Origin of the sequence: Bradyrhizobium sp. CCGB12 (genome assembly GCF_024199845.1) — a bacterium.
Lineage (GTDB): Bacteria > Pseudomonadota > Alphaproteobacteria > Rhizobiales > Xanthobacteraceae > Bradyrhizobium.
The window spans coordinates 4,031,045-4,045,755 of record NZ_JANADO010000001.1 but is presented as its reverse complement, the minus strand read 5'-3'; the positions used below and the strand labels follow the sequence as shown (position 1 = coordinate 4,045,755).

At 64.9% G+C, this 14,711-nt stretch carries 13 protein-coding genes; all 13 read left to right on the top strand.

Annotated elements, in window-relative coordinates; translation table 11 throughout:
• Window positions 1-4: 4 nt before the first annotated feature.
• Window positions 5-1,549 (top strand): sugar ABC transporter ATP-binding protein, encoded by a 1,545-nt coding sequence (locus NLM27_RS19050; RefSeq protein WP_254144770.1) that lies wholly within the window; start codon window positions 5-7, stop codon window positions 1,547-1,549.
• Window positions 1,546-2,538, top strand: a complete 993-nt coding sequence (locus NLM27_RS19045; protein WP_254144769.1) for an ABC transporter permease — start codon at window positions 1,546-1,548, stop codon at window positions 2,536-2,538. Before NLM27_RS19050 ends, NLM27_RS19045 begins: the two co-directional genes overlap by 4 nt.
• On the top strand, window positions 2,535-3,515 hold the full coding sequence (yjfF, locus tag NLM27_RS19040; protein ID WP_254144768.1) for a galactofuranose ABC transporter, permease protein YjfF: 981 nt from the start codon (window positions 2,535-2,537) through the stop codon (window positions 3,513-3,515). Before NLM27_RS19045 ends, yjfF begins: the two co-directional genes overlap by 4 nt.
• Window positions 3,512-4,288, top strand: a complete 777-nt coding sequence (locus NLM27_RS19035) for a FadR/GntR family transcriptional regulator (protein ID WP_254144767.1) — start codon at window positions 3,512-3,514, stop codon at window positions 4,286-4,288. Before yjfF ends, NLM27_RS19035 begins: the two co-directional genes overlap by 4 nt.
• Complete coding sequence (locus tag NLM27_RS19030) at window positions 4,285-5,211, top strand: Gfo/Idh/MocA family oxidoreductase (RefSeq protein ID WP_254144766.1); 927 nt, start codon at window positions 4,285-4,287, stop codon at window positions 5,209-5,211. Before NLM27_RS19035 ends, NLM27_RS19030 begins: the two co-directional genes overlap by 4 nt.
• 2 nt (window positions 5,212-5,213) lie before the next feature.
• Complete coding sequence (locus NLM27_RS19025) at window positions 5,214-6,290, top strand: aldose epimerase family protein (RefSeq protein WP_254144765.1); 1,077 nt, start codon at window positions 5,214-5,216, stop codon at window positions 6,288-6,290.
• Window positions 6,290-7,168 (top strand): SMP-30/gluconolactonase/LRE family protein, encoded by an 879-nt coding sequence (locus NLM27_RS19020; RefSeq protein WP_254148867.1) that lies wholly within the window; start codon window positions 6,290-6,292, stop codon window positions 7,166-7,168. The genes NLM27_RS19025 and NLM27_RS19020 overlap by 1 nt, the downstream gene beginning before the upstream one ends.
• 74 nt (window positions 7,169-7,242) lie before the next feature.
• Complete coding sequence (gene chvE / locus NLM27_RS19015; RefSeq protein WP_254144764.1) at window positions 7,243-8,316, top strand: multiple monosaccharide ABC transporter substrate-binding protein; 1,074 nt, start codon at window positions 7,243-7,245, stop codon at window positions 8,314-8,316.
• 171 nt (window positions 8,317-8,487) lie between these two features.
• Window positions 8,488-10,065 (top strand): multiple monosaccharide ABC transporter ATP-binding protein, encoded by a 1,578-nt coding sequence (gene mmsA, locus NLM27_RS19010; RefSeq protein ID WP_254144763.1) that lies wholly within the window; start codon window positions 8,488-8,490, stop codon window positions 10,063-10,065.
• A complete protein-coding gene (mmsB, locus tag NLM27_RS19005; protein WP_254144762.1) occupies window positions 10,062-11,252 on the top strand; it encodes a multiple monosaccharide ABC transporter permease in 1,191 nt (396 codons plus the stop codon). Before mmsA ends, mmsB begins: the two co-directional genes overlap by 4 nt.
• A 90-nt stretch (window positions 11,253-11,342) precedes the next feature.
• Entirely contained in the window at window positions 11,343-12,008 is a 666-nt protein-coding gene (locus NLM27_RS19000) for an HAD family hydrolase (protein ID WP_254144761.1), read from the top strand.
• 7 nt (window positions 12,009-12,015) lie between these two features.
• Window positions 12,016-12,966 carry a sugar-binding transcriptional regulator gene (locus NLM27_RS18995; RefSeq protein ID WP_254144760.1) on the top strand — a complete coding sequence of 317 codons (951 nt, stop codon included), beginning with the start codon at window positions 12,016-12,018 and terminating at the stop codon, window positions 12,964-12,966.
• A gap of 348 nt (window positions 12,967-13,314) precedes the next feature.
• Complete coding sequence (locus tag NLM27_RS18990; protein ID WP_254144759.1) at window positions 13,315-14,628, top strand: extracellular solute-binding protein; 1,314 nt, start codon at window positions 13,315-13,317, stop codon at window positions 14,626-14,628.
• Window positions 14,629-14,711 lie beyond the last annotated feature (83 nt).

Sequence of the window (14,711 nt, the reverse complement as noted above, 5' to 3'; positions counted from 1 at the left end):
TGCCATGGAGACCAGCTTCGATCCTGCTCCGCAACTGCTGGAGGTACGCAGGATCAGCAAGAGCTTCGGTGCTGTGCGCGCGTTGCAGGAGGTCGACTTCACGCTGCGCGCCGGTGAGATCCATGCGCTGCTCGGCGAAAACGGTGCCGGCAAATCCACGCTGATCAAGGTAATCACCGGCGTTTTTCCGCGCGACGCCGGCATTGTCAGGATCGGCGGCGAAGAAATCGCCCCGCGCTCGGCCAAGGCCGCACTTCAGGCCGGCATCGCCACGGTCTATCAGGAGGTCAATCTGCTGCCGAACCTCTCGGTGGCGCAAAACCTGTTTCTCGATCGCCAGCCGATGCGCTTCGGCATCGTGCGCGAGGGCGAAATGCGCCGTCGCGCCAAGGCGCTACTCGCGGATTTCGGCCTCGACATCGACGTCGCCGCACCGCTCGGCAGCTATTCCGTCGCAGTGCAGCACGTCACCGCGATCGCGCGGGCCGTCGATCTTTCCGCGCGCGTGCTGATCCTGGACGAGCCGACCGCGAGCCTCGACCGCCACGAGGTCGAGATCCTTTTCGGCATCATGCGCCAGCTCGCAACGCGTGGCATCGGCATCGTCTTCGTCAGCCATTTCCTCGACCAGGTCTACGAGATCTCCGACCGCATCACGGTGCTGCGCAACGGCCGCCTGGTCGGCGAACGCGAGACGGCTTCGTTGCCGCGGCTCGATCTGATCCGGATGATGCTCGGCCGCGAACTGGCCGAGACCACCAGTGCGCGTGCTTCTGCCGCCGAGCACAAGCCGCGCGAGGTCTGCGTGAGCTTCGAGGGTTACGGCAAGGCCGGCTATGTCGCGCCGTTCAATCTCGAGCTACGCCATGGCGAGGTCGTCGGCCTTGCCGGCCTGCTCGGTTCGGGCCGCACCGAGACGGCGCGGCTGGTGTTCGGCGCCGAGCGCGCCGATCACGGGCAGGCGAGGGTGGAGGGCGCGCCTGTGCGGCTCCAGTCGCCGCGCGACGGCGTGCGCCACGGCTTTGGTTATTGCCCGGAGGAGCGCAAGACCGACGGCATCGTCGCCGAGCTCAGCGTGCGTGAGAACATCGTGCTCGCGCTCCAGGCCAAGCGCGGCCTGCATCGCCCATTGTCGCGCCGCGAGCAGGATGAGATCGCGAGTCGTTACGTCAAAACGCTCGACATCCGCCCGCCCGATACGGAGCGACCGGTGGGTCTGCTGTCGGGCGGCAATCAGCAAAAGGTGCTACTGGCGCGCTGGCTTGCGACTTCGCCGCGGCTCCTGGTGCTGGACGAGCCGACCCGCGGCATCGATGTCGGCGCGCATGCCGAGATCATCCGCCTGATCCGCGAGCTCTGCGACGACGGTCTGGCGCTGCTCGTGATTTCCTCCGAGCTCGATGAGATCGTGACCTATTCCGACCGCGTCGTGGTGCTGCGCGACCGCGCGCATGTCGAGGATCTCGCGGGCGAGGCGATCGATGTCGGCAACATTCTCGCCGCCATCGCCGCCGACGGCAAAGCCATCGCGCATGAGGGGCGGGCATGACAGCGCTGCTGCCGCGCCGCGGCCTTGCCCAGATCCTCGCGCTGGTCGTCATCCTGGCGGTCGATCGCGTGGTTTCGCCGCAGTTCTTCGACCTGCGGCTCCAGGACGGGCGGCTGTTCGGCAGCCTGATCGACGTGCTCAACCGCGGCACACCGGTGGCGCTGCTCTCGCTCGGTATGGTCCTGGTGATCGCGACACGCGGCATCGACCTGTCGGTCGGTGCGGTGATGGCGATCTCGGGCGCCATTGCGGCGAGCCTCGCAGACAGCCATGGCCTGCCGGTGGTGCTGGCGGCCGCGCTTGGTGCGGGGCTCGTCTGTGGCCTCTGGAACGGCTTCCTCGTCGCCGTGCTCGGCATGCAGCCGATCGTGGCGACGCTGATTCTAATGGTGGCGGGCCGGGGCATCGCCCAGCTCATCACCGAAGGACGAATCGTGACGTTCTCTTCGCCTGACCTGGTCTGGCTCGGCAATGGCGCCATTTTCGGCTTGCCGGTGCCGGTCGCAATTGCGCTCGGCATGCTGATCCTCACCGGCGCAGTGGTGCGGGGCTCGGCGCTGGGGCTCCTGATCGAGGCGACCGGCGGCAATGCGCGGGCGAGCGAGCTTGCCGGCGTCGGCACTCGCGTCATGATCCTGGCGGTCTATGTCTGGTGCGGCGTCTGCGCTGCGCTCGCGGGCGTGATCGCAGCGGCCGACATCATGGGAGCCGATGCCAACAATGCCGGCCTCTGGCTCGAGCTCGATGCCATTCTCGCCGTGGTGATCGGCGGCACCTCGCTGTTCGGCGGCCGCTTCAGCCTCGTTCTGGCCGTACTCGGCGCGCTGATCATCCAGACCATGAACACCGGCATCCTGCTGTCGGGCTATCCGCCGGAGTTCAACCTGCTGGTCAAGGCGGTGGTGGTGCTCGCGGTGCTGCTGCTGCAATCGCCGAAACTGTCCGGCATTGCCGGAATCGCTGCGCGACTGCGGAGGACGAAAGCATGAAAGGCCTGCCGCCCGTCCTCATCACGGCGATCGTGCTCGTCGCGGGCTTTGCGCTCTGCGCGATGCAATTCCCCAACATCGCCTCGACCCGCGTCGTCGGCAATCTCCTCACCGACAACGCCTTTCTCGGCATCGTCGCGACCGGCATGACCTTCGTCATCATCTCCGGCGGCATCGATCTCTCGGTCGGTTCGGTGATCGGCTTCACCACCGTCTTCGTGGCATTGGCGATCGAGCGCTGGGGGGTGCCGCCTTTGGTCGCCTTCGTCGCCGTTCTCGTGCTCTCGGCAGGATTCGGGGCTGCGATGGGCGCCGTGATCCATGTCTTCGACTTGCCGCCGTTCATCGTCACGCTGGCCGGCATGTTCCTGGCACGCGGTGCGAGCTTCCTGCTCTCGACGGAATCGGTGCCGATCACTGCGCCGGTCTACTCCACCGTGTCGGACTTCGCGTTGCGAATGCCGGGCGGCGGGCGGCTGACGGCAATCGCGATCATCATGCTGGTGATCGTGATCGGCGGCGCCCTGCTGCTGCAGCTCACCAGGTTCGGCGCCAATGTCTACGCGCTCGGTGGCAGCCGGGCGACCGCGAGCCTGATGGGTGTTGCGGTGGGCAAGATGACCGTGAAGATCTACATGCTGTCGAGCCTACTGGCTGGCATCGCAGGCATCGTGTTCTCCTTCTACACCAGCGCCGGCTACTCGCTCTCCGCCGTCGGCGTCGAGCTCGACACCATCGCGGCGGTCGTGATCGGCGGCACGCTGCTCACGGGCGGGCAGGGGTCGGTGATCGGCACTTTCCTCGGCGTGCTGATCCAGGGCATGATCCAGACCTACATCAATTTCGACGGCACGCTGTCGAGTTGGTGGACTAAGATCGCGACCGGTATCCTGCTGTTCGCCTTCATCGCCTTGCAGCAGGGGCTGGTCGCGCTCGCGCGCCGACCGGTGGCGAAGAATGCAGGAGCAGCCACATGACCTCGCGCATCGTCGTCATCCCGACGCGGCGGGCCCACTCCAACCACGCGGAAGTGGCCCGCTCGATTGGCGTCGACATCATCGCCGGCCGCCATGCGGAGGGGACGCGACTGCCCGGTGACGCCGAGATGATCGCGATGTTTGGCGTGTCGCGCCCGGTGCTGCGCGAGAGCGTGAAGACCCTGGTCGCCAAAGGCCTGCTGACGACCAAGGCGCGGGTCGGCACCGTCGTGCGCGAGCGCGCGGCCTGGAACATGTTCGACGCCGATGTCTTGGCTTGGCATCTGGATGCCGGCATCGACAAGCGCTTCCTCAACGACCTCGCCGAGATCCGTCTGGCCGTCGAGCCGCGCGCCGCCGTTCTCGCTGCGATGCACCGGTCCGAGGAGGACGTTGCCGAGCTCCGTCGGTGCATCGACCGCATGCGGCATGAAGCGTCCGACTCGGTGGGGTTTGCCGACGCCGACCTCGCGCTCCACGTTGCGGTGGCGCGCGCCTCCGGCAATCTCTTCATGCGCTCGATCGGGCATGTGATCGAGGCTGCGCTGCGCGCCTCGTTCTTGCTCAGTGCCCCGGTCGAGCCAGAGGACCGCGACACCGTGCTGCTCTGGCATCAGAGGATCGTCGATGCCATTGCGGCGGGCGATGCCGAAACCGCCTCGGAGGCGATGGTCTACGTCATTCACAACGGCATGCGCCGTCACGAAGGCACGGTGATCGAGACCGCGCCGGCCGAGGCATCGCCGTCCGCGCCAGCTGGAGAGAGATCGTGACTGAACTTCGTATCGCCATCGTCGGCTTCGGCAAGATCGCGCGCGACCAGCACCTCGGTGCGATCGGCGCGGTACCGGGCGCGAAGCTTGTGGCCGTCGCCAGCCGCAACGCCTCGCTGCCGGGATTGCCGCATTTCGCCACAATCGAGGAATTGCTGGAGAAGGGGCCGCCGATCGACGCGGTCTCGCTCTGCACGCCGCCGCAGGTGCGTCGTGCCCAGGCCGCCGCGGCGCTCGCCGCCGGCAAGCATGTCATGCTGGAGAAGCCGCCGGGCACCGGCGTCGCCGAGCTCGATCCCCTGATCGCGATGGCGACGGAAGCAAGGCGCACTTTGTTTGCGACCTGGCATTCGCGCCATGCGCCGGCGGTCGAGCCGGCCCGCGAATGGCTGGCTGCGCGCCGGATCAAGTCGGTGCACATCAATTGGAAGGAAGACGTCCGCGTCTGGCATCCCGGCCAGACCTGGATTTGGGAGCCCGGCGGGCTCGGCGTGTTCGATCCCGGCATCAACGCGCTCTCGATCCTGACCCGCATCCTGCCAAAGCCGGTGTTCGTCACCGCGGCTGAGCTTGCCTTTCCGGCCAATTGCCAATCGCCGATTGCCGCCAACCTGACGCTGACCGATATCAGCGGCCTGCCGGTAACGGCCGAGTTCGATTTCCGCCAGACCGGGCCGCAGAGCTGGGATATCGTCGCCGAAACCGATCAGGGCCGGATGACATTGTCCCGAGGTGGCAGGATTTTGGAGGTCGACAGCAGGGTTGTTGCGGACGCGCCCGATGAGGAATATTGCGAGCTGTACCGTCGCTTCGTTAAGCTCGCGGCGACCGGCGCGAGCGATGTCGATTTGGCACCGCTTCGTCTCGTCGCCGACGCTTTCCTGCTCGGCAAGCGTACCGTCGTCGAACCGTTTGTGGACTAGACATGGCTGGCGCAAGAATAACAAAAGACGCTTTCGGGACGCTGCCGGACGGCCGCAAGGTCGAGCGCTTCGTGCTGTGCGGGGAGGGCGGCTTCGAAGCGCGCATCATCACCCATGGCGCGGTGCTTCAGGCTCTGATCGCGCCGGACGGCAAGGGTGGCTACGACGACGTCGTACTTGGCCATGACGCGTTCGCCGGTTACCTCGCCGAACGAAAATTCTTCGGCGCCACCGTCGGCCGTTACGCCAACCGCATTGCCAAGGGGCAGTTTTCGCTCGACGGCGAGACTGTGCAGCTTCCCGTCAACAACGGCCCCAATGCGCTGCACGGCGGCCTCGACGGCTTCGATCGCAAGCTCTGGGAGATCGCGGAGATCGACGAGGGCGCCGAGCCTGCCGTGACGCTCACCTATGTCAGTCCGCATGGCGAAGAAAACTATCCCGGCCGGCTAGATGTGCGTCTGACCTATCGCATCACCGGCCCGACCGAACTGTCGTTGACCATGGAAGCCCGGACCGACCGGCCGACCATCGTCAACCTGACCAACCATAGCTTCTTCAACCTGGAAGGTGCGACGTCTGGTACACTGATCCTCGATCATAGGTTGATGGTCGCCGCCGAGCATTTTCTCGCGATTGATCCCACGGCCATTCCGCTGCCGGAGTCGCCGCGTAGCGTCGCCGGCACGCCGTTCGATTTCCGCGAACCTCGGCTGGTTGGCGAGCGGATCCGCGAGAGCGATCAGCAATTGCAGAACGGCAGGGGCTATGACCACACCTACTGCCTGGGCCGTGACGGCAAGCTCGCGCTCGCTGCACGGCTGGAGGCGCCGCGCTCGGGACGCATCATGGAGCTGCTCACCGATCAGCCCGGCCTTCAGGTCTATTCCGGCAACTATCTCGACGGCACGATTTCAGGTAAGGGCGGCAAGCTCATCCGGCAGTCGGACGCCATCTGCCTGGAGCCGCACATCTGGCCTGACGCACCGAACCGGCCGGATTTCCCGAGCCCTCGGCTTGTCCCCGGCGAGGTCTATCGCCATCATACCGTCTATCGCTTCGCAGTGAGGACGTCATGATGGAAGAGGTGCCGACCTCCGTTCTCTCTGCCGAACACTGTCACCTCGGCGAAGGGCCGACCTATGACGTCACCACCGACACCGCCTGGTGGTTCGACATTCGCGAGGGGCGCCTGTTCGAGGCGCATCTCGGCAGCGGCAGCATCCGCATTCACGCGCTTGGCCGGATGGCGAGCGCACTTGGGCGGATCGATGCCGAGCGCCAGCTGGTCGTCGCGGAGGATGGTTGTTACATCCGCAACGTGGCCGATGGCGCGATGACGCTGTTCTGTCCGCTCGAAGCGGATAATCCCACGACGCGCTCCAATGATTGCCGCGTGCATCAATCCGGCACGTTCTGGATCGGCACCATGGGGCGCAAGGCCGAACGGGGTGCTGGCGCAATCTACGCGCTCCACCGCGGCAAGATTTCGACGCTGTTTCCCGGCATCAGCATTCCGAACTCGATTTGCTTCTCGCCGGACGGCGCCACAGGTTATTTCACCGACACCGCGCGGGCCGTGCTCTATGCGGTGCCGCTCAATCCGGCCACCGGCCTGCCGCGTGGCGAGCCGGAGGTGTTGTTGCGCCATACCGGCATCGGCGGGTTGGACGGTTCGGTGTGCGACGCCGACGGTCGGATCTGGAACGCCTGCTGGGGCGCCAGCCGCGTCGATGTCTATTCTCCGCAAGGCGAGCGCTTGCGCTCGCTGCGCGTGCCGGCCAGGCAGGCGAGCTGTCCCGCTTTCGTCGGTCCCGATCTGTCGCGCCTGCTCGTTACGTCCGCCTGGCAGGATATGGACGCGGCGGCGCGTGCCGGCGATCCGCAGGCCGGCTGCACCTTTCTGTTGGAGGCATCCGCACGTGGGCGTGCGGAGCCTGATGTCAAGCTCGCATAGGAGATCCGAAGCCGACCTCTACCTCTGTACTCGACGAAATGAAGAAACAGTCTGACACCCAAAGGGAGTGAAGCATGTTGAAATTGAAGACGACATTTCTCGCATTGGCGCTGGCCGGCGCCGCAACGATGGCCGCAGGCGTCACCGCCTTCGCGCAGGACAAGGCGACCGTCGGCATCGCCATGCCGACCAAGTCTTCGGCGCGCTGGATCGACGACGGCAACAACATGGTCAAGGTGCTGAAGGAGCGCGGCTACAACACCGATCTGCAATATGCCGAGGACGACATTCCGAACCAGCTCTCGCAGGTCGAGAACATGGTGACCAAGGGCGCCAAGGCGCTGGTGATTGCCGCGATCGACGGCACCACGCTGTCCGACGTGCTCAAGCAGGCGAAAGCAAAAGGCATCACCGTGATTGCCTATGACCGCCTGATCCGCGGCACGCCGAACGTCGACTATTACGCGACCTTCGACAATTTCCAGGTCGGCGTGTTGCAAGCGCAATCGATCGAGAAGGGGCTTGGCCTCAAGGAGGGCAAGGGCCCGTTCAACATCGAGCTGTTCGGCGGCTCGCCCGACGACAACAACGCCTACTTCTTCTACAACGGCGCGATGAGCGTCCTGAAGCCCTATATCGACAGCGGCAAGCTCGTGGTTGCCTCCGGCCAGATGGGCATGGACAAGGTCGCGACCTTGCGCTGGGACGGTGCCACCGCCCAGGCCCGCATGGACAATCTGCTCAGCGCCTACTACGGCAACAAGAAGGTCAACGCCGTGCTGTCGCCCTATGACGGCCTCTCGATCGGCATCATCTCCTCGCTGAAAGGCGTCGGCTATGGCAGCGCCGACCAGCCGATGCCGATCATCTCCGGCCAGGACGCCGAAGTGCCATCGATCAAGGCGATGCTGCGGGGCGACCAGTATTCGACCATCTTCAAGGATACACGCGATCTCGCCAAGGTAACCGCCGACATGGTTGACGCGGCGCTCGCCGGCAAGCAGGTCACGGTCAACGACACCAAGACCTATGAGAACGGCGTCAAGACCGTGCCGTCCTATCTCCTGAAGCCGGTCGTGGTGTACAAGGACAATTGGGAGAAGATGCTGGTCGACAGCGGCTATTACAAGAAGGCGCAGTTCCAGTAAGACTCTCTCTTCTCCCTCTCCCCGCTTGAGGGGAGAGGGTTGGGGTGAGGGGGACTCTCCACGAGGGCGGTGAGAGTTGTTCTTGCGGAGACTCCCCCTCACCCGATCGCTACCCGATCGACCTCTCCCCGCAAGCGGGGAGAGGTGAAGTAAAGGATGGGATATGACACGATGACCGCCATGCTGGAGATGCGCAACGTCAGCAAGAGCTTTGCCGGCGTGCAGGCGCTTCGCGACGTCAACTTCTCGGTCGAGGCTGGCCAGATCCACGCCCTCGTCGGCGAGAACGGCGCCGGCAAATCGACCTTGATGAAGGTGCTGAGCGGCGTCTATCCCGCAGGTAGCTACGAGGGTACCATCGTCTTCGAGGGCGAGGAGCGCCGCTTCCGCGACATCAACGATTCCGAGGCGCTCGGCATCATCATCATCCACCAGGAGCTGGCGCTGATTCCGCTGATGTCGATCGCGGAGAACATCTTTCTCTCGCATCCGCCGTCAAAGTTCGGCGTCATCGATCGCAACGAGGTCTACCGGCGCACCCGCGAGCTTCTGGCGCAGGTCGGTCTGAAGGAATCGCCGGATACGCTGATCACCGATCTCGGCGTCGGCAAGCAGCAGCTGGTCGAGATTGCCAAGGCGCTGTCCAAGCGCGTCCGCATGCTGATCCTGGACGAGCCGACCGCGAGCCTGAACGAGGCTGACAGCGCAGCCTTGCTGGAACGCCTGATGAAATTCCGCGAGCAGGGCATCGGCTCGATCCTGATCTCGCACAAGCTCAACGAGGTCGCCAAGGTCGCGGACCACATCACCGTGCTGCGCGACGGTCGCACCGTCGACGGCATCGACTGCCGCGCCGAGCCGATCCAGGAAGACCGCATCATCCGCAGCATGGTCAACCGCGATCTCGCCCATCGCTTCCCCGAGCGCAGCGCGAAGATCGGCGAACCCGTGCTCGAGGTTTCGAACTGGTCGGTCTATCATCCCATCCATCCCGAGCGGCAGGTGATCAAGAACGTCAATTTCGGCGTCAAGCGCGGCGAGGTCGTCGGCATCGCCGGCCTGATGGGCGCTGGTCGTACCGAGTTCGCCATGAGCCTGTTCGGCCGCTCCTGGGGTAGCAATATCAGCGGCCGCATCGCCCTCGAGGGCCATGAGATCGTGCTGCCGAGCGTTGCTGCCGCCATTGACGCCGGCCTTGCCTATGTCACCGAGGACCGCAAGCAGCTCGGCCTGATCCTGGCTGACGACGTGCGCAAGAACATTACGCTCGCAAGCCTTGACCAGGTCGCGCCGGGGCGGGTGATCGACGACATCGCCGAGCTGAAGGTCGCCAGCGACTACCGCAACCGCATGCGCATCCGCTGCTCCGACGTCTACCAGGAGACCGGCCAGCTCTCCGGCGGGAACCAGCAGAAGGTCGTGCTGTCCAAATGGTTGATGACCGACCCCAAGGTTCTGATCCTGGACGAGCCGACAAGGGGTATCGACGTCGGTGCCAAATACGAGATTTACTGTATCATCAACGAGCTGGCGGAGGCCGGCCGCGGCGTGGTGGTGATCTCCTCGGAGATGCCCGAGCTGCTCGGCATCTGCGATCGCATCTGCGTCATGAACGACGGCGCCTTCGTCGGCGAGTTCCCGGGCGCTAAAGCGACACAGGAAAAGATCATGCGCGCCATCATGCGCAACGAACGAAGCAACGGTAACGGCGCGGTCGAGGCCGCGGAGATGGGAGGATCGCAGCCATGACCGACAAGACGGTTTCGCTGCCCGAGGAGCGCCGCCACGGCAGCTTCATCAAGAACAATTTGCGGAACTACGGCATGCTGATGTCGCTGATTGCGATCATGCTGTTCTTCCAGGTCATGACCGGCGGCACGTTGCTGCAGCCGCTCAACCTGACCAATCTGGTGCTGCAGAACAGCTACATCGTCATCATGGCGCTGGGCATGCTGCTGGTGATCGTCACCGGGCATATCGACCTCTCGGTCGGCTCGGTCGCGGGCTTCGTCGGCGCGGTCGCCGCGCTGCTCATGGTGACCTACAAGGTCGACTACACGCTCGCCTTCATCGCCTGCCTGCTGTTGGGTGCGGCGATCGGCGCAGCGCAGGGCTATTGGGTGGCCTATTTCAAGATCCCGTCCTTCATCGTGACCCTGGCCGGCATGCTGGTGTTCAAGGGCCTCGCACTTGCCGTTTTGCAGGGGCAGTCGCTGGGCCCGTTCCCGTCGACGTTCCAGAAGCTGTCGTCGGGCTTCATTCCGGAGCTGCTGCCCGAGACCGGCACGCTGCATCCGACGTCGATGCTGATTGGCGCGGTGCTGGCGCTTGGCCTGGTCTATGCCAGCGCCAAGAGCCGCGCGCGTGAAGTGTCGCATGGAATCGAAGTCGAGCCCTACGCGTTCTTCCTCGGCAAGAGTGTCGTGCTCGCCTGTGCAGTGCTGTACTTCACCTATCTGATCGCAACCTATCGCGGCCTGCCCAACGTGCTGGTGATCATGAGCGCCCTGATCGCGCTCTACGGCTTCGTCACCCGCCGCACCGTGATCGGCCGGCAGATCTACGCGGTCGGCGGCAACGCCAAGGCGGCAGGCCTGTCGGGCATCAAGACCGAGCGGCTGACCTTCTTCACCTTCGTCAACATGGGCGTGCTGGCCGCGCTCGCCGGCCTCGTCTTCGCCGCGCGCCTCAACACCGCGACCCCGAAGGCCGGCCTCGGCTTCGAGCTCGACGTCATCGCCGCCTGCTTCATCGGCGGCGCCTCGGCCTATGGCGGGGTGGGGCGTGTCGGCGGTGCGGTGGTCGGCGCCATGATCATGGGGGTGATGAACAACGGCATGTCCATCCTCGGCATCGGCATCGACTACCAGCAGGTCATCAAGGGGCTGGTGCTGCTGGGTGCGGTCTGCATCGACGTGTATAATCAGCGCAGGTGAGGGGACTCTCTTAGGGTGGGCAAGGACGCGGGGGGCGGTTACCTCGCCTGAGCTATTGCCCAGCCGGTGGGTATATGATCGAATGGCCGGATGGAGCAGGGCCGGCCAAACCCCGATCTGATCATCTTCGACTGCGACGGCGTGCTCGTCGACAGCGAGCTGTTGAGCTGTCGCTGTCTGTCCGAAGTGCTGGGCGAATTCGGCTTCGCGCTCAGCGAGGCACAGGCGCTCGAGCTCTTTCTCGGGCGCAGTACCAAGGCGATCGAGCAGCATTATCGCGGTCTCGGGCAAATCGTGCCGGACGGTTTTCTGCCGCGATTGAAGTCGCGCGTGCTTCAGACGTTTGCCGCTGCTCTCGAACCGATCCCTGGGGTGGGGGGCGTGGTGTCGGGACTGACGGTGCCGTTCTGCCTGGCCTCGTCAAGCGATATCGATCGCGTGTCGCTCTCGCTCGACGTCACCGGCCTCAGGCCGCTGTTCGACGATCGCATCTACACGGCGCAGATGGTCAGGCACGGCAAGCCCGCGCCCGATCTCTTCCTTCATGCAGCCGAGCAGATGCGGGCCGCGCCCGCGCGCACGCTGGTGATCGAGGACAGCGTCAGCGGCGTGCAGGCGGGCAAGGCGGCCGGCATGACGGTCTGGGGATTCGTCGGTGGAGGCCATTACAGCGGCCGGGACGGGCAGGCTATATTGTCCGCTGCCGGGGCCGATCGGGTCTTCGGGCGCATGAGCGATTTCTGGAAGGGGGCATAAAGCCCGCATGGCCGCCGAGAACGAGAAATCAAGGCTCGACGACGCCGCGCGCGCCGGCTGGCTCTATTTCATTGCCGGCCACACCCAGGACGAGATCGCAAAGATGCTCCAGGTCTCGCGCGCCTCGGCGCAGCGGTTGGTGTCGCTGTGCCTCGCCGAGCGGCTGATCACGTTCCGGCTCGAGCATCCCATCGCCGCCTGCATGGAACTGGCGGCGCGGCTGAAGCAGCGCTTTCATCTCGTTCATTGCGAGGTGGTACCGTCCGACCTTGCAGCGCCGCAGGCCACCGCGGGCATTGCCGAACGTTGCGCCAACCTGCTCGATTCCACACTACGCTCGGAGACGCCTGTCATCGTTGCGCTCGGCACGGGCCGCGCGGTGCGTGCGGCGGTCGAGCGCGTCACGCCGATCGACCGGCCCAACCACCAGATCGTCTCGCTGGTCGGCAACATCTCCGCCGACGGCTCGGCAAGCTTCTACGACACCGTCGGCCGGCTCGCCGACCGCACCGGCGCGCGGCACTATCCGATGCCCTTGCCGTTCCTGATGTCGTCGGAGGACGAGCGCAACAAGATGGTCCGCATCGAGCCGATCGCGAAGGTGAAGGCGGTCGCGGTTCGGGCCGATTTGCGCCTCGTCGGCATCGGCCAGATGGACCAGAAGGCGCAGGTCCATGTCGACGGCTTCGTTACGCGTGACGAATTGTTCGAGATGATGCGACTGGGTGCCATCGGCGAGATCACCGGCTGGGCCTATGATTCCAAGGGCCGCCTGCTCAAATCCGGCACCAACAAGCGCCTGACCAGCATCCCGCCGGAGGTGCCGGCGAAGACCACGACGATCGGCGCCGCGGTCGGCGCCGCCAAGGTGCCGGCAATCGCTGCGGCGCTGAGCGGTGGCCTGATCAACGGATTGATCACGGACGAGGCCACCGCGCGGGCTATCCTGGAGCGGTAGGGCGCTTCCTGGTCGTACCGCGAGGCGGACGGTCATGCTCCCCACACCACTGTCATCGTCCGCGAAGGCGGACGATCCAGTACGCCGCGGCCTGACTTAAGGCAAACCAATAGACGGCACGGAGTACTGGATGCCTCGCGTTCTGTTCAGTCCGGGCACATGGCTGACACCTGTTCGGAGACATCACTGACAGGTTGGGTGAGGGGGCACCTCGCATCATTCCCGCACCGCAGCACTCATAAGTTGCGGGATCGTCCCCTCGGCCTGCTTGACAACAGTCCTTCCTTGCGTTGAACATACGCTCAACGCGTGGGCATATGCTCAAAGCGCGACTCTAGGGAGGTCACCGTGAAACATGTCCTGGGCGCCGTCTGCGGCGCGTCTTGCCTGCTGTTGGCCGTCCCCGCGATGGCCGAAACGACCCTGACGATCGCCACCGTCAACAATGGCGACATGATCCGCATGCAGGGGCTCACGAGCGAATTCACTAAGAAAAATCCAGACATCACCTTGAAATGGGTGACGCTGGAGGAGAACGTGCTGCGCCAGCGCGTCACCACCGACATCGCCACCAAGGGCGGCCAGTTCGACGTGCTCACCATCGGCACCTACGAGGTGCCGATCTGGGCCAAGAAGGGCTGGCTGGTGCCGCTCACCAATCTCGGCGCCGACTATGACGTCGCCGACCTCCTGCCCAAGATCAAGGATGCGGTCTCCGCCGACGGCAAGCTCTATGCCGCGCCGTTCTACGGCGAAAGCTCGATGGTGATGTACCGCACCGATTTGTTCGAGAAGGCCGGCCTGAAGATGCCGGAGAAGCCGACCTGGGATTTCGTGATCGACGCCGCCAAGAAGCTGACCGACAAGAGCGCCGGTACCTATGGCATCTGCCTCCGCGGCAAGGCCGGCTGGGGCGAGAACATGGCGTTCCTCTCGGCCATGGCCAATTCCTACGGCGCGCGCTGGTTCGACGAGAAGTGGGAGCCGCAATTCAACACGCCGGAATGGAAGACGACGCTGACGACTTACGTCAATCTAATGAAGGAAGCCGGCCCTCCCGGCGCGAGCTCCAACGGCTTCAACGAGAATCTGGCGCTGTTCAATGCCGGCAAATGCGCGATGTGGATCGACGCCACGGTCGCGGCGTCCTTCGTCACCAACCCAAAGGACTCCAAGGTGGCCGACAAGGTCGGGTTCGCGCTCGCGCCCAACACTGGCCTCGGCAAGAACGCCAACTGGCTGTGGGCCTGGAACCTTGCGATCCCCGCCGGCTCGAAGAAGACGGAGGCCGCCGAGAAGTTCGTCGCCTGGGCGACAAGCAAGGACTACACCAAGCTCGTCGCGTCGAAGGAGGGCTGGGCCAACGTGCCGCCGGGCACGCGCACCTCGCTCTACCAGAACGAGGACTATCTGAAGGTCGCTCCCTTCGCGAAGCTGACGCTGGCCTCGATCGATGCCGCCGATCCGAACAAGCCGACGGTGAAGCCGGTGCCTTATGTCGGCGTGCAATATGCCGCGATCCCTGAATTCCAGGGCATCGGCACGCAGGTGGGCCAGCAGTTCTCGGCCGCGCTTGCGGGATCAATGACGGTCGATGCCGCGCTGACCGCCGCGCAAACCGCGACCGAGCGCGAGATGAAGCGCGCCGGCTACATCAAGTGAACCCGAGCTCTTCCTCCTGAGCTCAGACTCGCGGCCATCCACCATCCCGGATGGATGGCCGCCTTCTTCCCGCCAGCGGAGAA

Bases quoted from the DNA above. Each gene is read 5' to 3' on its own strand.
- NLM27_RS19000 (WP_254144761.1), top strand. From the start codon at position 11,343: ATGGAGCAGGGCCGGCCAAACCCCGATCTGATCATCTTCGACTGCGAC.
- NLM27_RS18995 (WP_254144760.1), top strand. From the start codon at position 12,016: ATGGCCGCCGAGAACGAGAAATCAAGGCTCGACGACGCCGCGCGCGCC.
- NLM27_RS19050 (WP_254144770.1), top strand. From the start codon at position 5: ATGGAGACCAGCTTCGATCCTGCTCCGCAACTGCTGGAGGTACGCAGG.
- chvE (WP_254144764.1), top strand. From the start codon at position 7,243: ATGTTGAAATTGAAGACGACATTTCTCGCATTGGCGCTGGCCGGCGCC.
- NLM27_RS19020 (WP_254148867.1), top strand. From the start codon at position 6,290: ATGGAAGAGGTGCCGACCTCCGTTCTCTCTGCCGAACACTGTCACCTC.
- NLM27_RS19035 (WP_254144767.1), top strand. From the start codon at position 3,512: ATGACCTCGCGCATCGTCGTCATCCCGACGCGGCGGGCCCACTCCAAC.
- NLM27_RS19025 (WP_254144765.1), top strand. From the start codon at position 5,214: ATGGCTGGCGCAAGAATAACAAAAGACGCTTTCGGGACGCTGCCGGAC.
- yjfF (WP_254144768.1), top strand. From the start codon at position 2,535: ATGAAAGGCCTGCCGCCCGTCCTCATCACGGCGATCGTGCTCGTCGCG.
- NLM27_RS19045 (WP_254144769.1), top strand. From the start codon at position 1,546: ATGACAGCGCTGCTGCCGCGCCGCGGCCTTGCCCAGATCCTCGCGCTG.
- mmsB (WP_254144762.1), top strand. From the start codon at position 10,062: ATGACCGACAAGACGGTTTCGCTGCCCGAGGAGCGCCGCCACGGCAGC.
- mmsA (WP_254144763.1), top strand. From the start codon at position 8,488: ATGACCGCCATGCTGGAGATGCGCAACGTCAGCAAGAGCTTTGCCGGC.